Raw genomic sequence first — 25055 nt, 5'->3', positions numbered from 1 at the left:
GCCCATGCGGCCAGGCGCCATGGGCAAGCCCTGACTCGTCACGTCCCGCAAGGAAACGGTACGAGAGGAGTCAGGGGTGTCGCTGGGCATCTGACGAAGGTCAGTTGCTGGTTTCTGCCTTCTTCTTGCTGCCGGGTTTTCCGCCATTGGACGGCTTGCTGTCCGCTGACGTGTCTTGAGCGCCTGTCTTGGCGGTGGAGGCTCGCTGGCGTTTCAGCAGTGGTGCCAGGAAGCGACCGGTATGCGAGACCTCCTGCGTTGCCAGTTGCTCCGGTGTCCCCTCGGCGATGATCTGCCCCCCGCCTGAGCCGCCTTCCGGACCCAGATCGATCAGCCAGTCAGCGGTCTTGATCACATCCAGGTTGTGCTCGATGACGACGACGGTGTTGCCGTGATCGCGCAGGCGGTGCAGGACCACCAGCAGTTGTCGGATATCCTCGAAGTGCAGGCCGGTGGTCGGTTCATCGAGGATGTAGAGCGTCTTGCCGGTATCGCGCTTGGCCAGCTCGCGCGCCAGCTTGACGCGTTGGGCTTCCCCGCCGGAGAGCGTGGTCGCGCTCTGGCCGAGGCGGACATAGGACAGGCCGACATCCATCAGTGTCTGCAGCCGACGCGCGATGGCGGGCACCGGTGAGAAGAACTCCAGTGCCTCCTCGATGGTCATCTCCAGCACTTCATGGATGTTCTTGCCCTTGTACTGGACCTCGAGCGTCTCACGATTGTAGCGCTTGCCCTTGCAGACATCGCAGGGCACGTACATGTCAGGCAGGAAGTGCATCTCGACCTTGATCAGGCCATCGCCCTGACAGGCTTCGCAGCGCCCACCCTTGACGTTGAAGCTGAAGCGGCCCGGCTTGTAGCCGCGCGCGCGCGCTTCCTGGGTCCCGGAGAACAGCTCGCGGATCGGCGTGAAGATCCCGGTATAGGTGGCGGGGTTGGAGCGAGGTGTACGCCCGATGGGGCTCTGATCGATGTCCACCATCTTGTCGAACAGATCCAGCCCCTCGATCTTGCCGTAGGGCGCCGGGGTCAGCGTGGTCGCACGATTGAGCTCACGTGCGGCCAGCGGCATCAGCGTGGCGTTGATCAGTGTCGACTTGCCTGAGCCGGAGACGCCGGTGATGCAGGTCAGCAGGCCTGTCGGCAGCGTCAGCGTCACGTTCTGCAGGTTGTTGCCGGTGGCACCTGTCAGGCGCAGCACCTTTTCGGGATTGGCGGGCAGGCGATACGGCGGCACGGCGATCTCACGCTCGCCACTCAGGTACTGTCCGGTCAATGAGCCGGGCGTCGCCTCGATCTGCGCCGGGGTGCCCTGGGCGACGATCTCGCCGCCGTGCACGCCAGCCCCGGGGCCGATATCGAGTACGTGGTCCGCGGCGCGGATGGCATCTTCATCATGCTCGACCACGATCACGGTGTTGCCCAGATCACGCAGGTGAATCAGTGTCTTGAGCAGGCGATCATTGTCACGCTGGTGCAGGCCGATGGAGGGCTCATCGAGGATGTACATCACGCCGACCAGGCCGGCGCCGATCTGGCTGGCAAGACGGATGCGCTGTGCCTCACCCCCGGAAAGGGTATCGGCGCTGCGCTCCAGCGTCAGATAGTCGAGGCCGACATTGACGAGGAACTCGAGGCGCGCCTGGATCTCGTTGACGATCTTGGCAGCGATCTCGCCCTTGCGCCCCGGCAGGCTCAGCTTGCCGAACTCTTCCCACGCTTCGCCGATCGGCTGGCGCACGACCTCGGCCAGGGTGCGATTGTCGACGTAGACATTGCGTGCCTCGCGGCGCAGACGCGAGCCATCGCAGCTCGGGCAGGGTTGAACGGCCAGATAGCGGGCGAGATCCTCGCGCACCATGTTGGATTCGGTCTCACGGTAGCGCCGCTCCATGTTGGGCAGTACGCCCTCGAAGGGATGTTCGCGCGTCACCTTGCGGCCGCGGTCATTGACGTAGCTGAACGCGATGTCCTCACGTCCGCTGCCATTGAGCACGGCATCACGCGCTTCATCACTGAGTGATTCCCAGGCGGCTTCCAGAGCGAAACCATAGTGCTCGGCGACGGCCTGCAGCTGGCTGAAGTAATAGACGCTGCGACGGTCCCAGCCCTTGATGACGCCTTCGGCCAGCGACAGCTCCGGATGGCTGATCAGCTTCTCCGGGTCGAAGTATTGCTTCACGCCGAGGCCGTCACAGGTCGGGCAGGCGCCAGCCGGGTTGTTGAAGGAGAACAGGCGTGGCTCCAGCTCGGCCAGGGAATAGCCACACACCGGGCAGGCGAAGCGCGAGGAGAACACCAGGTCTTCCTGTTCGCCGTCCATGAAGTGCAGCCGTGCGCTGCCATCGGCCAGGTTCAGTGCGGTCTCGAAGGACTCGGCCAGACGCTGCTTGAGGTCCTCGCGCACCTTGAAGCGATCGACGACGACGTCGATATCATGCTTCTTGTTCTTCTCCAGCGGCTTGAGGTCATCCAGCTCGACGATGAGGCCATCGATACGCGCGCGGACGAAGCCCTGGGCGCGCAGCTCGGAAAGCAGTTGCAGGTGCTCGCCCTTGCGCCCGCTGACTACCGGTGCCAGCAGCATCAGCTTGCTGCCCTCGGGCAGGGCCAGCGCCTGATCGACCATCTGCGAGATGGTCTGGGCTTCCAGGTCGATGTCGTGGTCCGGGCAGCGCGGCGTCCCGGCGCGAGCGTACAGAAGGCGCAGGTAGTCGTAGATCTCGGTAATGGTACCGACGGTGGAGCGGGGGTTGTGCGATGTCGATTTCTGCTCGATGGAAATCGCCGGTGACAGACCCTCGATGTGGTCGATATCCGGTTTTTCCATCATCGACAGAAACTGGCGAGCATAGGTGGACAGTGATTCGACGTAGCGCCGCTGTCCCTCGGCATAGAGTGTGTCAAAGGCAAGTGACGACTTGCCGGAACCGGAGAGCCCGGTCACCACGATCAGCTTGTCACGCGGCAGTTCGACATCGATGTTCTTGAGGTTGTGGGTGCGCGCACCCCTGACCTGAATCCTGTCCATTGCCACCTCGGGCTGCGTCGATAAAAGCAACGATTATAAGGCGCGGGCGAAACGCCCGGCAAAGGCTGCATGCTTTCAAAGCCGACAGGCGAGCCTTAGAATGTGCAGTCCATCGGTGATCAGCACCCATGGAGTCTACTCTCTGGCGACCCGCGTGGTCGGCCTCCCTTTCTTGACTGTCCTGCTCCGGAGCCCGCCGCCATCCATGAAGACCTCTCGACTGCTAGCGCCGGAACGTCGCGCCATCGTCGGCCTTGCCAGCCTGTATGCCACCCGCATGCTCGGGCTGTTCATGGTGTTGCCGGTGCTGGCGCTCTACACCCGTGATCTGGCTGGCGCGACGCCGACGCTGGTCGGCGTCGCGTTGGGCGGGTATGGCCTGACCCAGGCACTGCTGCAGATCCCCTTCGGCTGGTTGTCCGATCGCCTCGGGCGCAAGGCCGTGATCGGCTTCGGACTCGGGCTGTTCATCCTTGGCTCGTTGGTCGCGGCAAATGCCGACAGCATCGAGATGATCATCCTTGGTCGTTGCCTGCAGGGCAGCGGTGCCGTGGCAGGTGCGATCATGGCGCTGCTGGCCGATCAGACGCGAGAGGAGGTGCGCACGATGGCGATGGCCTCCATCGGCATGTCGATCGGCGTCGCCTTCGCGCTGGCGATGGTCGCGGGACCACTGACCGCGGATGCGTTCGGACTTTCGGGCGTCTTCTGGCTGACGGCCATCATGGCCGTGGCGAGCGTGTTCGTACTCTGGAAACTGGTGCCTGCCGCACCCAGGCGTCAGCATCAAGATGTGGGGCTTGATCGTCGCCAGCTCAAGGGCATTCTTGCGAATTCCGCATTGTTGCGCATGGATGTGTCGATCTTTGCGCTGCACATGATCCTCACGGCCTGTTTCGTGGCCATCCCGCAGCAGCTGGTCAACTTCGGCATCGCGCCCGCCCATCATGGCTGGGTCTATCTGCCCTTGATGGGCCTGGCGTTTGTCGCCATGCTTCCGCTGGTCATCGTGGCCGAGAAGTACCGCCGCATGAAGCCGGTCTTCCTGGGCGCCGTGGCGACCATCGCGACAAGCCTGTTGCTGCTGGGGGTGGATGGCATCGAGCACGCAGGTCTCGTGCCCTTCCTTGGCCTGCTGTGGCTGTTCTTCGTGGCCTTCAATCTGCTGGAAGCCACCTTGCCGTCGATGATCTCCAAGCTGGCGCCGGCCGGTGCCAAGGGCACCGCGATGGGGGTGTATTCGACCAGCCAGTTCCTCGGTGCCTTCGTGGGGGGTGTCGGCGGCGGCTGGCTGACGGGCCTGTTCGGGCTGAGTGGCGTCTTCTTCGGCATGGGGTTGCTGGCGCTGCTGTGGCTGGCTGTGGTCTGGAACATGCAGCCGCCGCGACATCTTGGCAGTGAAGTGGTCGGCCTGTCGCCAGAAGCCGCGAGGCTTCCGGCCGTCGAGTTGCAGACGCGCCTGCTGGCCATTGCCGGCGTGGAAGAAGCTCTGGTCGTGCGTGAGGAACAGGTCGCCTATCTGAAGGTCACACGCGATACACTGGATGACAAGGCGCTGGCGACTTTCACTCGTCAGCGTGATGGCGAAACTCCGGCAGGTGCCGAGGCACCTGCCAGCTGAACCTTGACACTGGCAGATCACTGTCAGTGCACTCGATACCTTCGCCGGTGCCTGATGTGCACCGGTCTATTTTCAGGAGTAATCTTCATGGCTCGCGGCGTAAACAAGGTCATTCTGATCGGTAATCTCGGTCAGGATCCGGAAGTCCGTTTCACTCCGTCCGGTAGTGCGGTGTGCAACCTCAACCTCGCCACCACGGATACCTGGAATGACCGTCAGAGCGGTCAGCGTCAGGAACGTACCGAATGGCACCGTGTGGTGATGTTCAACAAGCTGGCGGAAATCGCTCAGCAATACGTCAAGAAAGGCTCACGCCTCTATATCGAAGGTCGTCTGCAGACGCGCAAGTGGCAGGATCAGAACGGCAACGACCGCTACAGCACCGAAATCGTCGCCAATGACATGCAGATGCTGGATACCCGTGGTGAAGGCGGCGGCGGTGGCGGCTTCAGTGGCGGCGGTCGTCCCCAGCAGGCACCTCAGCAAGGTGGTCAGTATGGTGGTCAGCAGCAGGCCGCGGCAGCTCCGCAGCAGGGTGGCCAGTTCGGCGGCCAGCCGCCGGCACCGCAGCAGGGTGGCAACTTCGGTGGTCAGCCGCCGGCCCCGCACACTCCGCCTCCGGCTCAGCAGCCCGCTCACCAGCCTCCTCAGCAGAACTCGCAGAACAACAATTTCGGCGCGCCGCCGGCTGGCAGCTTTGACGATTTCGATGATGAGATTCCGTTCTGATCATCAGCTCCATGGTCATCCATATTGCCTCGAACCCCCGCTCTGCGGGGGTTTTTCGTTTCTGGAGGCAAAGGAAACCTCTCGAGGTATCGAGGGTACTGCGTGAGAGGGCGGGGAGGTTTTCAGGCATCCCCCTCCATCTGCCAGGATATCGGCCGATACATCCAAAGTCGCTCTGCGAGCGTAAGGGGGTATGCCCCGAGTCCGATGATCGGGCCATTACGCTGTCGTCTCGCTTGAGGACACTGAGCGTGGAGGAAAAAATCAGGCAGTTCCGTACCTTGCAGGTAAACTATCGTTTCAAGTGTATGTCCACTTTCAGCTCGTTCCCCTTGGCAGGCCCCCGATGATTGAGGTCATTCATGCATGGTAGCTATTCCCCCTCACTGGTATTGCTTTCCATTCTGGTCGCGGTACTGGCATCTCATGCTGCCTTGCAGCTGATTCGGCAGGTCGCGCTGTCGGTGTCGCGTGCCAGTCGCCTGGGGTGGCTGCTGGGTGGGGCTCTGGCGATGGGCCTGGGCATCTGGTCAATGCATTTCATCGGCATGCTGGCCTATGACATCGGTACGTCGGTCACCTATGAGTGGGGCTTGACGCTACTCTCGATGATGGTGGCCGTGCTCTCTTCCGGACTGGCGCTGTGGGCCAACACGCTGTCGCGCTTGACGCTGCCATGGCTGTTTGGCAGCGGAGCGGTGATGGGGGGCGGGATCGCTTCGATGCACTATCTCGGCATGGCGGCGATGCAGATGCCGATGGCGTATCGCTACGATGCCCCGTTGTTGGGACTGTCGATTCTGGTGGCCGTCATCGCCTCGACGGCTGCGCTGTGGCTTGGAGGGCTCTTTCTGCATCAACGCCGGCCGCGTCGCAGTTATCAGGCCCTTGCTGCGTTGCTGATGGGGGGAGCGATCGCAGGGATGCACTATCTGGGCATGGCGGCGATGGAAGTGGTGCCTGACTCGGTGATGCCGGCTCCCCCGCTTCGTCCGGGGGAAGGGCAGCATGTCTGGCTGGCAGTGATACTCGGGGTTGCCTCACTGGCCGTGCTGGGACTGACGTTGCTGGCGCTGAAGGCAGAAAGTCGTGTGCGGCGCAGTCGACACTATCGGGCGCGGTTGAGCGGTCTGCTGGAGTACCGCACCCGGGAATTGCGTCACGAACGGGATCAGGTGACCGTGATGCTGGATTCCATCGATGAAGGGGTGATCAGCCTTGATCGGGAGGGAATGATCCGCCACATCAATCCCATCGCGGCAGAATTGTGTGGCTGGGATCCCGCGCTGGCCCGGGGCCGCCCCTGGGCGCGCATTCTGCAATTGCGCCATGAGGGCTCCCTCCACATGATGGATACCCACCTGGATGTCGTGCTCAGCCGCGGGGAGGTCGTGCACATGGCGAACCAGACCCTGCTGGTCGCCAGGGATGGCAGTGAGTGTGCGATAGAGCTCAAGGCGTCTCCGGTACGCGCTCGCAATGATGAGGTGGAAGGTGCCGTGCTGGTCTTCCGTGACATCAGTTATCGCCAGGCGATGATTCGTCGGCTCGATTTCCAGGCCCATCATGACAGTCTGACGGGGCTGCAGAACCGCAGTGCCTTCGATGATGCTCTGGGGGCCTCGCTGGAAGACGGCGATCTGCATCAATTGCTGTATCTGGATCTCGACTTCTTCAAGGTCATCAACGACACCTGCGGTCATGCAGCGGGGGATACCGTGCTGCGCGAGATTGCGCATCTGATGCGCGAGCAGATCCGGGATTCTGATGTGCTCGCCCGTCTGGGAGGCGATGAATTCGCGGTCATCCTCTACCGATGCAATCGTGAACAGGCACTGGAGCGCGCCTCGAGACTCTGCTCGACCATCGCGGATTATCGTTATCTCGAGGATGGGCGTCAGTTCCAGCTGGGTGTCAGCATCGGCCTGGCGTCCATCACGGGGAGTGCACCGGCCACGGAAGTGCTGCGTCAGGCCGACGCGGCCTGTTACATGGCCAAGCAGAATGGTCGCAACCAGGTGCATGCCTATCACGAGGAAGATGCCGGGCTCGAGCGTGCCCAGCGCGAGCTCCAATGGTTGCCTCTGTTGCAGGAAGCGCTGGAGAAACGCTTCTTCACGCTCTATATCCAGCCGATTGAATCGTTGTGCCGCCCGTCCAGTGGGCCTTACTACGAAGTATTGCTGCGCTACGTCAATGCCGAGGGCGAGCATATGACCCCGGCCCACTTCATGGGCACTGCCGAGCGCTTCGGGCTGATGCCTGCCATTGATGTCTGGGTCGTCACTGAAGCGCTGCAGGTACTGAAATCCAATGACGGGCGCATTGAAGAAGACGCCATCCTGGCCATCAATCTCTCGGGGCAAAGCCTGAGTGACATGCCATTGCGCGATCAGCTGATCACCATGATCGAGGAGAGTGGCGTGGCGCCTGAGCGATTGTGCTTCGAGATCACCGAGACGGCCGCCATCAGCAATCTGGCGCAAGCACGCGAATTCATTCGTGGCATTCGTCGCCTTGGCTGCAGCTTCTCGCTGGACGATTTCGGCAGCGGAATGTCCTCTTTCGCCTATCTCAAGGAGTTGCCCGTCAATCAGCTCAAGATCGATGGCGCCTTCGTGCGCAATCTGACCCGTGACAGCCTGGACGCTGCCATCGTCTCGGCCATCTGCCGCATCTGTGCCCAGATGGGCATCGTCACCATCGCCGAATACGTGGAGCGACGTGACTTGCTGCCGGCACTTGAGCAGATCGGTGTCGATCTCGTTCAGGGCTATGGTATCGGTCGCCCCCAGCCGCTGGGAGGGGTGTTGCTCACTTCTGGTCCCCGGCGCGACAACGGGCCTGCAGCCAGCCTGCAAGGTTGATAGAATGTCGCCTTTGCATCGGCACGCTTCGTGCCGATGCGTCTGTTTGCCGGAGTGTGCCTGTGAAACTCTTGCTGCTGGATGCCGGGCATTGCCTGAGCCTCGGCCTGGCCCGAGTGGCCAACACCCGTACGGATCTCGAGCTTCAAGTGCTCGATGCCGTGCGTATCGACGCCAGTGATATTCGCTCGCATCGCGCGGATGTGGTGATCGTGCCTCCCTTCGTCAGTCCTGCGGACTCGGCACCGGCAGACGTCACGGCGCATGCCGAGCACGTGGAAGCCGTGCTGGCGGCCTGTGTCGAGACAGACACGCCGCTGGTGTGGTGCGTGGCGGACCAGATGTTCGAGCAGGGCGGGGAAGGCTTGCTCGATGAGGAAGAGGTGCCATCCCCCATCGATACGGCATTGCGTCGGGTCATCGCCACGGGCGACCGCATCCGCGCCGAATTGCCGAGCCATCTGATCGTGCGTCTCGGGCCGTTGTTCGGCCCTGACGGCCGTGATGCCTGGCTGCCGACGCTGATCGAGTCGTTGCTCGCGGGTCAGGAAGTCCGGGCTGCGGAAGACGTCATTTTGTGCCCGACCAGTGTCGACGCCGTGGCCATGGCGCTGGTCGGCATGCTGCAACAGCAACGTTGCGGTGCGGGTTCCTGGGGCGCCTATCATCTGGCGGGTACCGAGCCTGTCAGCAGTTACGCCTTCATCAGCGTGGTGCGGACTCAGCTGATCACTCGGCTCGAGGGGATCGGGGAGGAGGTATCACCCGGCCCGATCAAGGCGTTGACGCTCAACTCGGGAACTCCGCTGCGCCGAGTGCTCAACTGTCGACGAGTGCTGGAGACCTTCGGGGTGCATCAGAAACCCTGGCGGCTGGAGCTGTCCCGTCTGCTGGACGATTGGGTGGCACAGCGCACCCCGGTGACCTCACCTCAAGAGGATGTCTGACGTGCGGAGATCTTTACTGTGAATGCACTGCGTAGTGTGTTGTTTTACTTCGGTTATTTCATGGCGTTGCTGCTCAGTGCCCTGGTGCTGGTACCCGTGGCAGCCTGCTTGCCGCTCAAGGCACGTTATCGCGTTCTGCATAGTTACAACCACCTTGTGCTCTGGTGGTTCCGTCTCACCTGTGGCGTCAGGGTAGAGGTCAGCGGACGTGAGCAGCTGCCCGAAGGGGCATGCGTTCTGCTCTCCAACCACCAGAGTGAGTGGGAAACCATCTATCTGCAGGTGGTCAAGCGGCCGCTGTGCACCGTGCTCAAGCAGGAGTTGCTCAAGATTCCCGTCTTCGGTTGGGGTCTCAAGCTGCTTGAGCCGATTCCGCTGGACCGCAAGCAGCCCGCCAAGGCGCTCAAGCAGGTGTTGAGCGTAGGAACGCAGCGGCTCAAGGATGGCTTCACGGTGCTGATCTTCCCGGAAGGGACGCGCCTGGCACCGGGGACGCGCAAGAAATTCAACAAGTCAGGTGCCGCGATTGCCTGTCGTGCTGGAGTGCCGGTCGTCCCGGTGGCCCATAATGCAGGCGAGATCTGGCCCAATGACAGCTGGATCAAGCGTTCTGGCACCCTGCATGTCGTCTTCGGGCCTGCGATCGAGACCACCGGCCGCAAGCCGGATGCGGTGATCGCGGATGTCGAGGGGTGGGTGGAAGACACCTTGCAGCGGATATCCCGCACTCCACGTCCGCCACTCGAGGAAAAGGCACCGGCAGACAGCGTGGGCGTCTGAGCGCTCCGATTGGAGGAAGTCGGGCGGTGAAGTGATGTGAAAGCCAGCCGATAGCTCGCCACCAGCAAAAAGGCCGCCCCAGGGGCGGCCTTTTCGTGTCATGCATCACCGGTCAGAGATCCATTATCTCAGTCCTGGAAGCGCTCCAGGATCAGACAGGCGTTGGTGCCACCGAAGCCGAAGCTGTTGGAGAGCACACGCTCGATCTTCACGCCATCACGACGAGTGGTGACGATATCGAGGCCGTCGGCGCGTTCATCCAGTTCGCTGACGTTGGCGGAGGCGGCAATGAAGTCGTTCTCCATCATCAGCAGCGAGTAGATGGCTTCCTGCACGCCAGTGGCGCCCAGAGAGTGGCCGGTCAGCGACTTGGTGGAGCTCATCGCCGGGCTGTCCGCACCGAAGACTTCCTGGATGGCCTTGAGTTCGGCGACATCACCCACTGGCGTCGAGGTGCCGTGAGTGTTGATGTAGTCGATCTTGCCATTTACGGTTGCCATCGCCTGACGCATGCAGCGTGCGGCGCCTTCACCGGACGGTGCCACCATGTCGTGGCCGTCTGACGTTGCGCCGTAGCCTGTCACTTCGGCGTAGATCTTGGCGCCACGTGCCTTGGCGTGCTCCAGCTCTTCCAGGACCAGCATGCCGCCACCGCCAGCGATGACGAAGCCGTCACGGGTGGTGTCGTACGGACGAGACGCGGTTTCCGGCGAGTCGTTGTAACTGGTGGAGAGCGCGCCCATGGCATCGAACAGGCAGGACAGTGTCCAGTGTTCTTCTTCACCGCCGCCAGCGAAGACCACGTCCTGCTTGTTCAGCTGGATCTGCTCGACAGCGCTGCCGATGCAGTGAGCCGATGTCGCACAGGCCGAGGAGATCGAGTAGTTGATGCCCTTGATCTTGAACGGCGTGGCCAGACACGCGGAGACGGTGGAGCCCATGGTGCGGGTGACGCGGTACGGTCCGACGCGGCGCAGGCCCTTGGCGCGCATGATGTCAGCGGCCTCGACCTGGTTGGCGGAAGATGCGCCACCGGAACCGGCGATCAGGCCGGTACGCTCGTTGGAGACCTGCTCCGGGCTCAGGCCGGAATCAGCGATCGCCTGCTCCATGGAGATGTAGGCATACGCCGCGGCATCTCCCATGAAACGCAGTTGCTTGCGATCGATATGGTCTTCGAGGTTGATGTCGACTACGCCCGCGACCTGGCTGCGGAAGCCAAGCTCGGCGTATTCCTCTTTGCGGCGGATACCGGAACGTCCCTCTTGGAGGGATTCCAGGACCTGCTGGCGATCATTGCCCAGGCAGGAAACAATGCCCAGCCCGGTGACTACCACTCTACGCATGGGAGCCTCCCGTTCAGAAGTTCGCAGTGGAGGTGAACAGACCGACGCGCAGGTCGTTGGCCTGATAGATGTCGCGGCCATCAACGGTGACTGTGCCATCGGCGATGCCGAGGATCAGCTTGCGAGTGATGACCCGCTTGATGTTGATGGTGTAGGTCACCTTCTTGGCGGTCGGCAGGACCTGACCGGAGAATTTCACTTCTCCGCAGCCCAGCGCACGACCGCGGCCCGGGTTGCCAAGCCAGCCGAGGTGGAACCCGACCAGTTGCCACATGGCATCGAGGCCCAGGCAGCCCGGCATGACCGGATCGCCCGGGAAGTGGCAGTCGAAGAACCACAGGTCCGGAGTGATATCGAGCTCAGCGATCAACTGCCCCTTGCCGTGGCTACCGCCTTCCTCACTGATGTGAGTGATGCGATCCAGCATCAGCATGTTGGGAGCAGGCAGTTGCGCATTGCCCGGGCCGAAGAGTTCGCCCTGGCCGCAGGCCAGCAGCTCGTCGCGAGTAAAGGAGTGTTGCTTGGTCACTGAGTCATTCCGAGTAGCGGGATGGTTATGCCGTACGGGGCGTAACAACGCCCGAATGGGGCTAGTCTAATGGCTGGCCCCACTGAATGCACGTGGGGGGCAGACTAAAGGGCACCATGGGGCGGTGCAAATATCTGCTTCAGCTTTTGACGTGCCAGTCGATAAGACGATGGGTGTCAGCGGGCTGGCATGACATTTCCGTGGAGAATGGGCAGCATTGGTGCGCGGGCCAGCCTGGCTGTGAAGTGGCCATTTGCATGATGAAACCGTGTAGTGGATATCGTCATCTCGACCGAGGGTCCGGTATGTGGCCGAATGCTTCCTTCAATCGCCCCCTCATCTGGGGGGGAGTCATTGCCCTGTGCCTGATGCCGTGGCTGCCAGGCCTCGAACTGCGACTGTGCGCGCTGATACCGGTCATCCTGGCAGGCGCGGACATCCTGCGGTTGATGCGCCGACTGCATCTGCGGCGCGAGTTGCTGGAGGCGGCCGTGCACCTCAGCAGCGATGGACTCCTGATCAGTGATAGTCAGAACAAGGTATTGGCGGTGAATGCCGCCTTCAGTCGGATCACCGGCTACGCGCCGGAGGAGATCATCGGGCGCAACCCCTCCCTGCTGTCCTCGGGTCGCCATGACGAGGACTTCTATCGCCGCTATTGGCAGGCCCTGGCGGTGCATGGCTATTGGGAGGGCGAGGTCTGGAACCGGCGCAAGCAGGGCGATGAGTACCCTGAGTGGCTGAGGGCGCGACGCATGGAGCGCGCGGGAGAGGTGTTCCACATCGCGCTGTTCTCGGATATCTCGCGCCACAAGGCGCGGGAGGAAGACCTGCAGCGCATCGGGCTGGAGGACACTCTGACCGGCCTGCCCAATCGACGTCGTCTGAGTGACCTGATGGTGAGTCGTCTGGGCAGCTTGCGGGCCGGGGAAGCCCTGGACCTGGCGCTGATCGACATCGACGCCCTCAAGAGCATCAACGACTCGCTGGGCACCGAGGGGGGAGACCGTCTGCTCAAGCTGTTCGCGCGGCGCCTCACGGAGCTGGCACGCGGCGGTGTCGCAGGACGCATCGGCGGTGACGAGTTCGTGATTCTGCGAACCACGGCGGGGGGAGACCACGGTGAGTGGATCGAAGAGCTGCGCTCGACGCTGACCCAGCCACTGGAAGTGGACGATCAGATTCTCCACCTGGCGCTCTCGATCGGCAGCTGTCGTGCACCGGAGGACGGGCGTGATCCCGAAGTGGTGATGCAGCGCCTGGAAAGCGCGCTCTACGCCGCCAAGCGCCACGGTCGCAATATCGACATGCGCTTCCAGCCGGCGCTGGACTCCGGTGCCGATCTCCAGCTGGGATTGGCCAACGATCTACGGGCAGCGCTCGAGAGCCATGGCCAGTTGCAGTTGCACTACCAGTGTCAGCATCAGGCCAGTACCGGCAAGGTGAGCAGTGTCGAGGCGCTGCTGCGCTGGCAGCATCCATTGCGTGGGCCGGTGTCACCTGCTGATTTCGTTCCGCTGGCCGAGCGCCATGGCCTGATGCTGCGACTGGGCAACTGGGTGCTGCGCGAGGCCGTGCAGCAGCAGGCGAACTGGCGACGTGCGGGACACCGCCTGTGCATCTGGGTGAATGTCTCGGCACTGCAGCTGATACAGGGCAATTTCGAGGCCTCGCTGGCCGCGCTGCTGCTGGAGTATGACGTGCCGGCGGACAGCATCGGCCTGGAATTGACCGAATCGGTGTTGCTGGATGAGCGCGCCGGTGACATCTCGCGCCGGCTGGCGACCCTGCGCAGCAGAGGCCACCAGATCGCGGTGGATGATTTCGGGACCGGCTATTCGTCGCTGTCCTATCTGAAGGATCTGCCAGTGGACAAGCTCAAGCTGGATCGGGCCTTCATTCGCAGCTTGCCGGGGGAGCGCTCCGATGCGGCCATCACCATGGCGGTATTGGCGATGGCCAAGGGGCTGGGCATGGAGATGATCGCGGAGGGTGTCGAGACGGCAGAGCAGCGTGAATACCTGGTATTGCACGGTTGTGGCTGGATTCAGGGCTTCTACTTCTCCCGTCCCGCGCCGGCGGCGGATGTCATCGAGCGTCTCAATGGCTATGAATCCGGCCAGTTGTCCATGGCCATGGCCTGAAGCCGCCTCGATGCACGGACATCATGTGCCTGTCTGGGCCAGCTTCCAGCGCGAGATGGCCAGGCATAGCCCGCCCCAGATGAGGGCCTGTGCCGGCAACAGCCAATCGGCGAGCGTGACGTCAGCGAGCTGAGCGCCGCCGTAATAGGACAGGGGCGCGCTTGTCGCCCCGCCGATGGCGGCGAGCCATGGGCGCTGCCATAGCCAGTGCAATGCATGATGTATGGTACTGGCGAACAGCGGCCACAGGCACCACATCCACACGGGCAGCGGCAGCCAGTGTGTCCAGTCCGGCGCGGTGGCTGGCAGCGAGTAGCCACCGGCCAGGGTCAGGCCGCCGTCCACCACCATGCCCAGTGCCAGAAAGCCCCCCAGCCATCGCAGCTCTCGTGCGCGCCGGGCCTGTGGGACGACCCAGCCCAGATGCGCGGCCAGAATGAGCGGGGTGACCAGCAGTGCGACCCAGGCGCCCCCCAGCACGCAGCTGAACCAGCCAAGCTGAAACAGCCCGGCATTCAGCAGTGGGGTGATGCGTGGAGAGAGCACGTTCAGGCGTTCCAGTCCTTGAGTCCCATCTGCACCGGGCGCGCGCCCGGGCCTCCCAGCAGCAGCTGACAGGTGCCGATGGTGCGCTCCCGGAAGCCCCCTTCACAGTAGGCCAGGTAGTAGCGCCACATTCGCACGAAGCGTTCGTCATACCCCTGTGCATAGACATCGTCGAGGCGTGCCTCGAAACGCTGCCCCCACGCCTTGAGCGTGGCCGCGTAATGCAGGCCGATATCCTCGAGTGTCAGCAGATTCAGCTGGGTATCACGTTGCATGGCACCCAGTATGGCGCCATGTGAGGGCAGGAAGCCGCCCGGGAAGATGTAGCGCTTGATGAAATCCATCTCGCGGCTGGCGGCCGCGAAACGTTGATCACGGATCGTGATGGCCTGCAGGGCGATCAGGCCTTCGGGCTTGAGGAGTCGCTCGAGAGTCTTCAGGTAGGTCGGCAGATACTGATGCCCGACCGCCTCGATCATCTCCACCGAGACGATACGGTCGAAGCGGCCTTCGAGGGCACGATAATCCTGCTTGAGCAGCGTGATGCGGTCTTCCAGTCCTTCCTCGGCGATGCGTGCCGCCGTATAGGCATGCTGCTCATCGGAGATGGTGGTGGTGGTCACGTGACAGCCGCGCGTTCGGGCAGCATGGATGGCAAGGCCGCCCCAGCCGGTACCGATCTCCAGCAGGTGATGCTGTGGCCCCAGCTCCAGCAGGTCGAACAGTCGCTCCAGCTTGTGCGTCGAGGCTTCCTCGAGGTCTGCCTGGGGATGCGGAAAGACCGCCGCGGAGTACATGCGGTGCTCGCGATCGAGGAACAGCGCGAAGAGGTCGTTGCCAAGATCGTAGTGCGCCGAGATATTGCGCTTCGAGCCCGCCAGGGTATTGCGCGCCAGCGCGTAGGCGATACTCAGCGCCCACTTGGAAAGGCGCGAGGTCCCGCTGTCCACCGAGTCATTGACCTGTTCCAGATTGAAGGCGAACAGACGCACCAGCCCCACCAGATCATCCGTCTCCCACTGACCGTCCATGTAGGCTTCCGCCGCCGCGACGGTGCCCCCCAGTGCCATGCGCCGCCAGGCGCGCGAATCGTGGATGCGCAGCGTGATGTCACGTGGCCCCCCTTGCCCCAGCACATGGCGCTCACGACCTTCCAGCACGGTCAGGCTGCCGCCCTCGAGTCTGTCGAGCATGCGCAGCAGCCGAGGGCGCAGCAGGCGGGTCAGGCGGTCATCGTGACGGGGGATTGCCACCGGACTGGGGGGAACGGGTTCAAACTGGCTCATGGTGATGTCCTCATGACGGATGCCGAGTCTCTGGCTGAGGGCGCGGATGATCGAAGATCGGCACGCGCTTGAGCGCCAGACGCAGCGCCTCGTAATGGATGCCTGCCACGGTCTTGAGCGTCATCCACGGGAAGCGCAGCAGCAGGCGGGTCATGGCGCGTGGAGTCGCGGGTTCCAGATGCAGGCTCAGGCTGGCATCGAAGAGTGATTCCCCGGGCTTGCGTGTCACTTCCTCGCCCAGTGGATGATTTTCCATGTGCAACAGGAGCTCATCGTTGCTGGGGTCATTGAAGCGCCAGTGATAGCGCATGCCCATCGGCATGAAGGGAGAGACATGCAGGCGCTTGTCGAAATGCGCCGAATGCATGCGCCGTCGCGAATCGGTGCGCGAGGCATACAGCACACGCTCGCCCCAGGGAATGTTGGTCACCTCACCGAGCACGGCGCCCAGCTGGCCCGTCGCGTGGTAGAGGTAATAGAGTCGGATCGGGTTGAAGCCCACCCCGAAATGCCGCAGCTGGGTCAGCAGGAAGATGCGGCCTTGCGGCAGGGGCGCATGATCGCCCGCCATGGCGAGCTCGCGTCGACAAGCCTCATGGACACGCTCGATCAATGGGCCATCCGTCAGACCGTGCAGGGCTGCCGGGAGATGGTCGCGCTCGCGAAAGGCCAGCGGTGCCGCCCGACTGGCGCTTGCCAGACGCCGGCCTGCCATCAGGTCCGGCAGCTCATCCAGCGCCAGCCACGCCATCGCGACGCGATAGCGAAAGGCATGCTGGCGCGGCGCATGGCGGCGATGGCGCAGCGTGCCGTAGCCGATACGGCTGGCGGGCGCCTTCAATCGTCTGCCTCGCGGGCACCCAGTGCCTCGGCGACGCGCAATGCACTCCACACGCCATCTTCATGGAAGCCGTTGCGCCACCAGGCACCACAGAAATGGGTGCGTCCCACCGGGCCACCAGGCCGTGGCGAGACACCGGAGATCTCCATGAAGCGCTGCTTGGCGGCCTCGGCCTCAAGCGTGAAGCGCGGGTGATCATAGGCGTAACGGCCCAGTACGAGGGCGGGGTCGATGGCATCGCTGTCGTTGAGCGTGATGCAGAAGGTCTCTCGAGGCGGATAGTCGCGCTCATCGAGGCGCTGCAGGATGTTCATGTCGTAGGTGACGCTGGCTCGCTGGGCGTCATCCCGGCCATCGAGACGGTAGTTCCAGCTCGCCCAGGCCTCACGGCGCCTGGGCAGCAGGGAGGTGTCGGTGTGCATCACTACGTCATTGCGCTGGGTCGTGATCACCGAGAGCACGTCCTGCTCACGGGCGCTGGCGTCTTTCAGCAGAGCCAGTGCCTGAGGCGCATGACAGGCCAGCACCACCTGATCGAAGCGTTCGCAGCGCCCATCGACGTGTTCCAGTGTCACGCCGTCGACATCGCGCCGTATCTGGCGGATCTCGCTGTTGAGGTGAATGCGCTCGGCATAGCCCTCGGTCAGCGGGGCGATGTAGCTGCGTGACCCACCGATCAGCGTGAACCACTGGGGACGATCGTTGATCGACAGCAGGCCGTGATGGCGGAAGAAGCGCACGAAGAACTGCAGCGGGAAGCGCTCGATGTCCGCGATGCTGGCGGACCAGATCGCCGCGCCCATCGGCAGCAGATAATGCTCACGAAACACCTGCGAGTAGTCGTTGGCGTCGAGATAGCTGCCCAGGGTCGCGTCCTCGGCGAGCCTGCCGCTGTCCAGGTCCGCCGCGGCCTGCTGATTGAAGCGCAGGATGTCACGCAGCAGTCGATAGAAGCGCGGACGCAGCAGGTTGCGTTTCTGGGCGAACAACGACAGCAGCGTATGGCCGTTGTACTCGAAGTCCTCGGCGGTGGTGTGTACCGAGAAGCTCATCTCGGTGGGCTGGTAGGCGACATCGAGACGCTCCAGCAGGCGCTGGAAGTGGGGATAGGTGCGGTCGTTGAAGACGATGAATCCGGTATCGATGGCCCATTCGCTGCCATCGGCGGTCTGCACGTCCATGGTCGCAGTGTGGCCGCCGAGACGCTCGGCCGACTCGAAGACATGTACCTCGTGGTGACGACTGAGGTAGTAGGCCGCTGCCATGCCGCTGATGCCGCTGCCGATGACGGCGATCCGCTGGCGGGGAAGAGGAGCTGTTGCCTGTGACGTCGTTGTATTCATGCCACTCCAGAGAAGGAAGACCTGCGATCAAGAAACATGCTGTTCGTGGCAGGCATTCGCATGCCTGATGTCGGTCAATCTCGCGTCATGCGCAGTCCGATCTGGCGGCGCAATGTCGGCGGTAGAATGCCCAGCAGCTTCACCAGCAGCGTGAAGCGCCTGGGGAAGTGGATATCGAGCCGGTGACGCGCCAGCCCTGACACGATCGCCTCGACGGCCTGATCGACCGTGACCTGCATCGGCATCGGGAAGTCATTGCGCTCGGTCAGCGGTGTCTTGACGAAGCCCGGATGAATCACGCTGACATCGATCCCCTGGGCATCCAGGTCCAGCCGCAGCGACTCGAGGAAGTAGCTCACTGCAGCCTTGGAAGCTCCGTAGGCTTCGGCGCGTGGCAGCGGCAGGTAGGCCGAGGCACTCGACACCGCCGCCAGCTGTGGCCGCTCTCCCCCCTGCGCGGCAGCCGTGCGAAGCAGGGGCAGCGCGCTCTCGATCACATCCACGGCTGCCTGGAAATTGGTGGCGAAGACTCGGTGAACCAGGTCGGCCTCGAAATCACGTGCATCCAGATATTCGCAGGTACCTGCGTTGAGGAGCATCAGGTCGAGTCCACCGAAGTCTTCCTCGATCTGTTGTGCGGCCGTGCGGATGGCGTCACGGTCGGTGAGATCCAGCGTGATCACCAGTGCATCACCGGGGCCTTGTTCGGCGTCGGCCGCGATGGCCTTCAGCTTGTCGGTGGAGCGTGCGCTCAGCACGACACGATGCCCATCGGCCAGCAGGCGACGCGCCAGCCCTTCACCGATCCCGGAGCTGGCACCGGTCAACCAGATGCGCTTGCGTGTCGTGGCTGGGGGCCTGGCTTGACTGGGCATTCTCTCTCCTTGGCGTGTTCGCCTGTCGCGATGAGCGCACCGCTTGACTGTCGGTGGGGGATGTCATCTGCGTGCCTGGGGGCACATCAGTCCATGCGTCGCTTGAGCAGCCTGATCACCTTGCCCAGCAACGGCACCTGCTCGTAGAGCAGCTCGCCGGCATCGAAGAAGTCACGGTGCCGACATACCTTGCCGTGTCGGAATTCGAGGCGTGAGGCACCTTCCACCACGATATCGCTGCCGCCGTTCAGGCGCGGATGGCGATAGGTCATCGTCCAGCTCAACCATGCCAGTCCCTGCTCCGCGCTCTCCCACGTGTTCGGTGCCTCATGCGACGTGGCGGCTGGCTCTGGCCGAGTCGGGCCCAGCGGATGATGAAACACGAAATCAATCGATGAGACATTCGTGTACAACCCTGAGAAATACTGGTTGAGCGCTTCGAGGCCCTGAACTTCGTGCAGAGGGTCGCGAAAAACGACATCGTCACTATAGACTGATTTCAGCAGCTCTGTAGAGGTTTTGTCCAGCTTTTCGTAAAGGCGACAGACCCGAACCAGCGCCGGGCTCATCTCGGGGGGCAGCGATTGCATGGCTGTGCTCCTGACGTCGAGACAATGAAAAAGCGGCCCGCTGGAGATCAGCAGGCCGCCTGGCAGGGTCACTCGCTTCTGGTGAGCGCCTTGAAGGCATCGAGGGCTCGCTGGCGGGCGGCCTTGTGGTCGACGATCGGGCGCGGGTAGCCACAGGCATGGCAGTCGTCAGCCGTGGGCTGGTGACGACGCTTGGCGGGAAGTTCGGCCAGCTCAGGCACGAAGCTTGCGATGAAGTCGCCGTCCTTGTCGAAGCGTTGCCCCTGGGTGGTGGGGTTGAAGATGCGGAAATAGGGCGCGGCATCGGTGCCGGTCGAGGCGGCCCACTGCCAGCCGCCATTGTTGGCCCCCAATTCACCATCCACCAGGTGTGCCAGGAAGTAGGCCTCACCACGGCGCCAGTCGATCAACAGGTGCTTGGTGAGGAACATCGCCGTCACCATGCGCAGGCGATTGTGCATCCAGCCGGTCTCGACCAGCTGACGCATGGCGGCATCGACGATGGGGTAGCCGGTACGCCCTTCGCACCAGGCGGCGAAGCCTGCGTCATCATCGCGCCATTGCAGGGCTTCGGTATGGCGCTGGAAGGGGCGGTGGCGATTGACGCGCGGAAAGCCGACCAGGATGTGCTGGTAGAACTCGCGCCAGATCAGCTCGTTGACCCAGGTGGTCAGGCCGACATCACCGTCGGCGAGACTGCCGTTTTCCGCCAATACCGCCGCGTAGCACTGTCGAGCCGAGATCATGCCGAGCGCCAGATAGGGGGACAGTTCGCTGGTGCCGCGCGTGGCGGGCAGGTCGCGCTGCTCGTGGTAGCGGCGCGCCCGGAAGGTCATGAAGCGCTCCAGGCGCTCCTGAGCGGCATCCTCGCCGGCAGGCCATCGCTCCACCTCCAGCGGCTCGCTCGGCCCATGTTCCACGTCGACGCTGAGCGTGTCGGGAAGCGCGGGAATGGCGTCTCCCGAAATCTCGCGTCCCTCGGCGTCTCGGGGCGCATCCTGCACCGCGGGAGCCTCATTGAGCGCCAGACGCCGCGCGTCGATCTCCTTGTGCCAGCGCTTGGAGAAGGGCGTGAAGACGCCGTAGTAATCGCCCTTGCCGGTCAGCAGTTCGCCGGGCGTGAAGGCGAGCATGTCAGTGTAGCGATGCAGGCGGATGTCGCTGTCGGCCAGGCGCGCGCGGACGAGTCTGTCGCGTTCGCGCTCATTGACGGCGTACTCGTCATTGAAGTGCAGCGCCTGGACGCCAAGTTGCGAGCACAGCGTGGCCAGCGCTTCGGGCACTTCCGCGAAGGTGTCGCAGTCGAGGACCTTGAGCGGGATGTGATGGCCGGCGAGTGCCTGCTGCAGGACGTGCAGACCGCGACGCAGGAAGTCGAGCTTGTTGGCACCATGACCATGGGTCATCCACTGGGCGTAGCAGGGGATGACCACCGCCACCACCGGGCCGCGTGCGGCCGCTTGCGAGAGGGCGGTATTGTCATGCACGCGCAGGTCGCTTCGCAGCCACACGAGCTGCAGAGGCTGTCGGCTCGCGTCGGAGTCAGCCCCGGATTCGGTGTCCGTACCGGGAGACCGTGAGGCGGTGGCTGTGCGGGATGTGGGAGAAGGGGCAGGCATGAAAGCTCCTTTGCGGTCGGAAATGTGCATCGCGCAGGAGCTTCGGGGGGATCAACGAGCCAGCAAGGACCTCAGGCGGACCACCGCTTGAACGGGGTCGGCCCCGAGACCTTCCAGGGGCCCGTCCACCAGCTCCTGCTGGCGAATCTGGGCGGCCGGGCCAGCGATGGCCAACGGCACGGAGAGTTGTTCTGCCACCCGCGGCAACTGGCGGCGCATGACATCGCTGCGCTCGGCCTGAGTGCCGACCAGGATCACGGCCTGCGCCTGGAACCGCTCAGCGGCCAGTGGCAGCTCGGCCAGGGGCAGCGGGCCATCCAGCAGGCTGACGTGATAACCGGCATCGCTGGCGACCAGCGCCAGCAGCAGCAGCCAGCTCAACCCCGGTTCATCCGGCAGGCGCGTCAGAGTGATGTGCGGGGCATGGCGCTCCTGATTCGCGAACATCAGGCGGGCGCCGATACGTGAGCGCAGGAAGCTCTCGAGGAAACATTGTGCCAATCGGGCCCCGAAGGTCGTGGTGCCACGCTCCTCCAGCTGCTCGACCACCGGCTTCCACAGGCGTTCGACCACACTGTTGACCGGATACAGCGCCAGACTCTGGTTGTAGAGCTCCGCCAGCCGAGACTCATCCTGGGCGTCGATGGCGGCCATGATCAGTTGCTGCTGGCCGCCCCAGCTGCCTTCATCCGGCATCGGCGTCGTCTCTGGCTGGGGCTGATCCAGCAGCTCTCGCACCTGACTGACGGGCACGCCCCTGTTGAGCCACTGCAGGATGTGCTCGATGCGCTCGATGTCCTCGCGGGCATACAGGCGATGTCCCTTGGGCGTTCGACGCGGTTCGATCAACCCGTAGCGGCGCTCCCAGGCTCTCAACGTGACCGAATTGACGCCGGTCAGGCGTGAGACTTCACGGATCGGAAACAGGGGCGAGCTGGCAGTTTCCGTGGCCTTGTCAGTCATGGATGGTGTTACCTCTGCGGTGACGAGGCATCCCGGATGAAGCACGAAGAGGAACGAAGCACAGAAGTGGGAACTGAAGCATTCGAAGCGCTGCGGGATGCCGGCAATGCATCTTGTGCATTAGCTGTACATGTGGGGCTCAGGATGGCGCAGCCGCCTCGGCCTGACAAGTGGCATCACGCGTCAATTCACGTCGCATATTCGACGCGCAGGCCTGAAGGTGGCATCGCAGAGCCTTTCCGGTTCGCAGTCTCTCTCGGGTCATCGGGTCATCATGCGTTGTCCTGTTGCTCCACAATCTCGATCAAGGCCTCGACAAACGCTGGATGGGCACCTACCGGGTCCAGCAACGTGATCGGACAATCCGGATGCTGCTGGCGGGATGTCTCGAGCATGGCGGGGACGTCTTCGCGCAGATGGCGGCCCGCCGCAAAGAACAGCGGCAGGATGTCGATACGCGCCGCACCGTCCGCCGCCAGGGCGTCGATGGTGTCGGTCAGCAGCGGGTCACACAGCTCCATGTAGGCCAGACGTGTCGGGCGCTTCAGGCGACTGGCGAGCGAGGTCTCGAGTGCCTCGAAGGGCTCGCGCCAGCGTGGATCACGCGAGCCGTGCGCCAGCAGGATCAAGGCATCATCCTGGTGTTCCGTCTTGCTCATGAGGGCTTCCTGTCATGGGGGGATCGTGGGTCAGTTCTCTGAACTCGCGGGCTCATGAGTTCAGCGTGTCAGCCAGTCGCTCTGCCGCTTCGCGTCCTGACAGCCAGGCATCTTCGACTCGCGGTCCTTTCAGTGCATCGCCCGCAAGGCTCAGACCGTGCTGGCTCATCGGCGAGGCGGGCATTGCCTGAGGTGCGCAGCGGGTCGGATGAGCATAGCGCCAGCGATGGGCCGTGAGCGATACCTTGCCTTCACTCCAGTCCTCGCCCAGCGCCTGGATCTCGGGCAGTGCCGTGAAGGCTTGCCAGAGTGCCGCGCAGATGTCCTCAGGCGAGTCTTCCAGGTGAGTCTGGCTCCAGCCGGCGGTGGCCAGCAGGCTCAGGGTCTCGCGAGCCCCCGAGGGGGGCTGGCGGCCGGGGCGCGAATGCTGTCGCATCACGCAGCGCAGTGGTGCGTCATCTCCGCGACTGACCAGCAGCCCCTGCCAGTCCTCGATGCCTGCCAGGGCCGGCAGCGGTGTCTCCAAAGCGGCCATCACGGTCCAGGTGGGTGCCATCTCGATCCGCGAGAGCAGGGCGCTCAGCTCGGGCGCCAGAGAGTGTGAGGCCTGTTGCGCCGAGGCCGGCACGTTGCCTTCAGCGTCGGTGCCGGCGTCATTCAGCAGAGCACGGGCCTGAGGGGCCGGGGCGGTGATCATCACATGATCAAAGGGACCATGCCGCTCGCCGTCCCGGTCCTCAAGCTGCCAGCGAACCTTGCCTCCCGCCGCTTCATCGCGGATCAGGCGTGTGATGCGCAGGCGAGTGTGCAGGGTGGCATTGGCCGGCAGCTCCTCGCTCAGGTGGCGGCTCAGGGCGCTCATGCGCGGACTGGCTACATAGCGGGCAGAATCATCGCGAAGCCGCTGCCATTCCTGCGTGTCAGACGCTGTCTTGCCCAGACGCAACAGCCTGTCACCCCAAGGGGCGACGATACCGTCTGCCCGCCATGTCTCGAGTGCTGACTGGAAGCGCGGATCACGCGCGGTGAAATACTGAGCGCCGATGTCGAGGGGGCCGTGGGGAGTGCGCCGACTGGCCAGACGCCCGCCCGGGCCGCGTCCCTTCTCGAAGATCGTCACCGCGTGACCCTGCGCTGCCAGGTACGAAGCAGCAGAGAGACCGGCGATACCGGCACCGATGATGGCGATGGACGATACTGACATCAGGCAGGGCTCCTGCTGGGGAAGATGGACCGGGAGGATGCAGCATGAAATGACGCCGGCATCCCTTGAAGTTAACTTCTTGTGCAGGATTGTACAATAAAGGTATAGATTCATGGCAAGAGTTGGCACACTCGATGCTTCATCGCCGAGGAGGACAGCATGCGAATCTTGATCACGGGGGCAACGGGATTTGTCGGTCAGGCACTCTGCCGCTCACTGGCCGCGGCCGGGCATGAGCTGGCAGTGGTGTCACGTCGTCCGGAGCGGGCCGAGCGGCAGTTCGCCGAACTGGGCATCACCCTGAAGGCGGCGGATTCGGCGCTGATGTTCAAGGACTGGCAGCCACAGGGCATCGTCAATCTGGCGGGGGAATCGATTGCCGGGAGGCGCTGGAGCGAGGATCACAAGCAAGAGCTGCGTCGCTCGCGGCTGGAAACCACCGAGCATCTGGTGCTGCTGTGTCAGCAACTGGCGGCTGAGGGGCAGGCTCCCCAGGTGATGGTATCCGGTTCGGCGATGGGCTATTACGGCGCGCAGCCCAAGGCGGGCGAGCCGGGTGATGTCGAGATCGACGAGCAGGCAACGCCTCACGATGACTTCAATCATCGCCTGTGTCGCGACTGGGAAGCGGCCGCCATGCCGGTCTCGGACTGTGGTGTTCGCCTGGCGATCATCCGCATCGGTCTGGTGATGGAAGCGGATGGCGGAACGCTCGCCAAGTTGTTGACGCCCTTCAAGTTCGGCTTGGGTGGGCGTCTCGGCGATGGCCGTCACTACATGCCGTGGATCCACCGCCATGATCTGATCCGCATCATCGAGCGTCTGCTGGAGGATGAGGACTTGAGTGGGGCCTTCAATGCCAGTGCACCGCATCCGGTCACCAACATGGGCTTTACCCACGCCTTGGCGCGCGGTCTGGGGCGCCCGGCGATCCTGCCGCTGCCGGCCAAGGCCCTCAAGCTGGGGTTGGGAGAGATGAGCACGCTATTGCTGGAGGGCGCCCGCATGGTGCCGGCGCGTCTGCTGGCCGCAGGCTTCACCTTCGACTACCCGACCCTCGACGTGGCCTTCGCCGACATCCTGAGAAAGTGAAGGCCTGGGCCTGATGCTGCAGGACTTGAGCCTGGTGGCTAGG

General features: G+C 63.5%; 20 protein-coding genes. 7 read left to right on the top strand and 13 right to left on the bottom strand.

The window, feature by feature from the left end; genetic code table 11:
- Nucleotides 1-100: 100 nt before the first annotated feature.
- Nucleotides 101-3031 carry an excinuclease ABC subunit UvrA gene (gene uvrA / locus QD228_RS15275; RefSeq protein ID WP_279876006.1) on the bottom strand — a complete coding sequence of 977 codons (2931 nt, stop codon included), beginning with the start codon at nt 3029-3031 and terminating at the stop codon, nt 101-103.
- A gap of 205 nt (nt 3032-3236) precedes the next feature.
- Between uvrA and QD228_RS15270 the strand changes: the two genes are divergently transcribed.
- From QD228_RS15270 to QD228_RS15250, 5 genes are all read left to right on the top strand, one after another.
- A complete protein-coding gene (locus QD228_RS15270) occupies nt 3237-4652 on the top strand; it encodes an MFS transporter (RefSeq protein WP_279876005.1) in 1416 nt (471 codons plus the stop codon).
- A gap of 87 nt (nt 4653-4739) precedes the next feature.
- Nucleotides 4740-5381, top strand: a complete 642-nt coding sequence (ssb, locus tag QD228_RS15265) for a single-stranded DNA-binding protein (protein ID WP_077373360.1) — start codon at nt 4740-4742, stop codon at nt 5379-5381.
- 362 nt (nt 5382-5743) lie between these two features.
- Nucleotides 5744-8248 carry a bifunctional diguanylate cyclase/phosphodiesterase gene (locus tag QD228_RS15260; protein ID WP_279876004.1) on the top strand — a complete coding sequence of 835 codons (2505 nt, stop codon included), beginning with the start codon at nt 5744-5746 and terminating at the stop codon, nt 8246-8248.
- 62 nt (nt 8249-8310) lie between these two features.
- Complete coding sequence (locus QD228_RS15255; protein ID WP_077373366.1) at nt 8311-9195, top strand: sugar nucleotide-binding protein; 885 nt, start codon at nt 8311-8313, stop codon at nt 9193-9195.
- 18 nt (nt 9196-9213) lie between these two features.
- Nucleotides 9214-9975, top strand: a complete 762-nt coding sequence (locus QD228_RS15250; protein ID WP_240499633.1) for a lysophospholipid acyltransferase family protein — start codon at nt 9214-9216, stop codon at nt 9973-9975.
- Between the two features lie 128 nt (nt 9976-10103).
- Here QD228_RS15250 and fabB read toward each other — a convergent pair whose 3' ends face one another.
- Together fabB and fabA are read right to left on the bottom strand one after the other, a co-directional pair.
- Entirely contained in the window at nt 10104-11321 is a 1218-nt protein-coding gene (fabB, locus tag QD228_RS15245; protein ID WP_077373369.1) for a beta-ketoacyl-ACP synthase I, read from the bottom strand.
- Between the two features lie 13 nt (nt 11322-11334).
- A complete protein-coding gene (gene fabA, locus QD228_RS15240; RefSeq protein ID WP_077373372.1) occupies nt 11335-11850 on the bottom strand; it encodes a 3-hydroxyacyl-[acyl-carrier-protein] dehydratase FabA in 516 nt (171 codons plus the stop codon).
- Nucleotides 11851-12155: 305 nt separating this feature from the next.
- Between fabA and QD228_RS15235 the strand changes: the two genes are divergently transcribed.
- The gene (locus QD228_RS15235) at nt 12156-13994 is read left to right on the top strand and encodes a GGDEF domain-containing phosphodiesterase (protein WP_279876003.1); all 1839 of its coding nucleotides are present in this window, start codon (nt 12156-12158) and stop codon (nt 13992-13994) included.
- A 21-nt stretch (nt 13995-14015) separates the two neighbouring features.
- Here the strand turns inward: QD228_RS15235 and QD228_RS15230 are convergent, their stop codons facing one another.
- The 10 genes from QD228_RS15230 to QD228_RS15185 form a co-directional block, all read right to left on the bottom strand.
- Complete coding sequence (locus QD228_RS15230; protein WP_279876002.1) at nt 14016-14540, bottom strand: DUF2878 domain-containing protein; 525 nt, start codon at nt 14538-14540, stop codon at nt 14016-14018.
- Between the two features lie 2 nt (nt 14541-14542).
- Nucleotides 14543-15826, bottom strand: a complete 1284-nt coding sequence (locus tag QD228_RS15225; protein WP_279876001.1) for a cyclopropane-fatty-acyl-phospholipid synthase — start codon at nt 15824-15826, stop codon at nt 14543-14545.
- A 10-nt stretch (nt 15827-15836) separates the two neighbouring features.
- Nucleotides 15837-16667 (bottom strand): DUF1365 domain-containing protein, encoded by an 831-nt coding sequence (locus QD228_RS15220; protein ID WP_077373383.1) that lies wholly within the window; start codon nt 16665-16667, stop codon nt 15837-15839.
- Nucleotides 16664-18010: an FAD-dependent oxidoreductase gene (locus tag QD228_RS15215; protein ID WP_279876000.1), complete on the bottom strand. Its 1347-nt coding sequence runs from the start codon at nt 18008-18010 to the stop codon at nt 16664-16666. Before QD228_RS15215 ends, QD228_RS15220 begins: the two co-directional genes overlap by 4 nt.
- Before the next feature lie 74 nt (nt 18011-18084).
- The gene (locus tag QD228_RS15210) at nt 18085-18885 is read right to left on the bottom strand and encodes an SDR family NAD(P)-dependent oxidoreductase (protein ID WP_136939714.1); all 801 of its coding nucleotides are present in this window, start codon (nt 18883-18885) and stop codon (nt 18085-18087) included.
- Between the two features lie 86 nt (nt 18886-18971).
- Nucleotides 18972-19454: a nuclear transport factor 2 family protein gene (locus QD228_RS15205; RefSeq protein ID WP_279876010.1), complete on the bottom strand. Its 483-nt coding sequence runs from the start codon at nt 19452-19454 to the stop codon at nt 18972-18974.
- Nucleotides 19455-19543: 89 nt separating this feature from the next.
- On the bottom strand, nt 19544-20995 hold the full coding sequence (gene phrB, locus QD228_RS15200) for a deoxyribodipyrimidine photo-lyase (RefSeq protein ID WP_279876009.1): 1452 nt from the start codon (nt 20993-20995) through the stop codon (nt 19544-19546).
- Nucleotides 20996-21145: 150 nt separating this feature from the next.
- Entirely contained in the window at nt 21146-22057 is a 912-nt protein-coding gene (locus QD228_RS15195; RefSeq protein WP_279875999.1) for a MerR family transcriptional regulator, read from the bottom strand.
- A gap of 272 nt (nt 22058-22329) precedes the next feature.
- Nucleotides 22330-22716: a CbiX/SirB N-terminal domain-containing protein gene (locus QD228_RS15190; RefSeq protein ID WP_084207753.1), complete on the bottom strand. Its 387-nt coding sequence runs from the start codon at nt 22714-22716 to the stop codon at nt 22330-22332.
- Between the two features lie 52 nt (nt 22717-22768).
- The gene (locus tag QD228_RS15185) at nt 22769-23920 is read right to left on the bottom strand and encodes an FAD-dependent oxidoreductase (protein WP_279875998.1); all 1152 of its coding nucleotides are present in this window, start codon (nt 23918-23920) and stop codon (nt 22769-22771) included.
- A 159-nt stretch (nt 23921-24079) separates the two neighbouring features.
- Between QD228_RS15185 and QD228_RS15180 the strand changes: the two genes are divergently transcribed.
- Nucleotides 24080-25012, top strand: a complete 933-nt coding sequence (locus QD228_RS15180) for a TIGR01777 family oxidoreductase (protein ID WP_077373400.1) — start codon at nt 24080-24082, stop codon at nt 25010-25012.
- Nucleotides 25013-25055 lie beyond the last annotated feature (43 nt).

It is taken from the genome of Cobetia sp. 3AK, assembly GCF_029846335.1.
Classification (GTDB): domain Bacteria; phylum Pseudomonadota; class Gammaproteobacteria; order Pseudomonadales; family Halomonadaceae; genus Cobetia; species Cobetia marina.
The sequence above is the reverse complement of the archived record's forward strand: the minus strand, read 5'-3'. Positions and strand labels throughout refer to the sequence as shown.

Excerpts from the sequence above, each read along its gene's own strand:
- QD228_RS15180 (WP_077373400.1), top strand. The coding sequence starts at position 24,080 with ATGCGAATCTTGATCACGGGGGCAACGGGATTTGTCGGTCAGGCACTC.
- QD228_RS15215 (WP_279876000.1), bottom strand. The coding sequence starts at position 18,010 with ATGAATACAACGACGTCACAGGCAACAGCTCCTCTTCCCCGCCAGCGG.
- QD228_RS15235 (WP_279876003.1), top strand. The coding sequence starts at position 12,156 with ATGTGGCCGAATGCTTCCTTCAATCGCCCCCTCATCTGGGGGGGAGTC.
- QD228_RS15270 (WP_279876005.1), top strand. The coding sequence starts at position 3,237 with ATGAAGACCTCTCGACTGCTAGCGCCGGAACGTCGCGCCATCGTCGGC.
- QD228_RS15210 (WP_136939714.1), bottom strand. The coding sequence starts at position 18,885 with ATGCCCAGTCAAGCCAGGCCCCCAGCCACGACACGCAAGCGCATCTGG.
- uvrA (WP_279876006.1), bottom strand. The coding sequence starts at position 3,031 with ATGGACAGGATTCAGGTCAGGGGTGCGCGCACCCACAACCTCAAGAAC.
- ssb (WP_077373360.1), top strand. The coding sequence starts at position 4,740 with ATGGCTCGCGGCGTAAACAAGGTCATTCTGATCGGTAATCTCGGTCAG.
- fabB (WP_077373369.1), bottom strand. The coding sequence starts at position 11,321 with ATGCGTAGAGTGGTAGTCACCGGGCTGGGCATTGTTTCCTGCCTGGGC.
- QD228_RS15205 (WP_279876010.1), bottom strand. The coding sequence starts at position 19,454 with ATGAGCCCGGCGCTGGTTCGGGTCTGTCGCCTTTACGAAAAGCTGGAC.
- QD228_RS15190 (WP_084207753.1), bottom strand. The coding sequence starts at position 22,716 with ATGAGCAAGACGGAACACCAGGATGATGCCTTGATCCTGCTGGCGCAC.
- QD228_RS15195 (WP_279875999.1), bottom strand. The coding sequence starts at position 22,057 with ATGACTGACAAGGCCACGGAAACTGCCAGCTCGCCCCTGTTTCCGATC.
- QD228_RS15185 (WP_279875998.1), bottom strand. The coding sequence starts at position 23,920 with ATGTCAGTATCGTCCATCGCCATCATCGGTGCCGGTATCGCCGGTCTC.
- QD228_RS15260 (WP_279876004.1), top strand. The coding sequence starts at position 5,744 with ATGCATGGTAGCTATTCCCCCTCACTGGTATTGCTTTCCATTCTGGTC.
- QD228_RS15225 (WP_279876001.1), bottom strand. The coding sequence starts at position 15,826 with ATGAGCCAGTTTGAACCCGTTCCCCCCAGTCCGGTGGCAATCCCCCGT.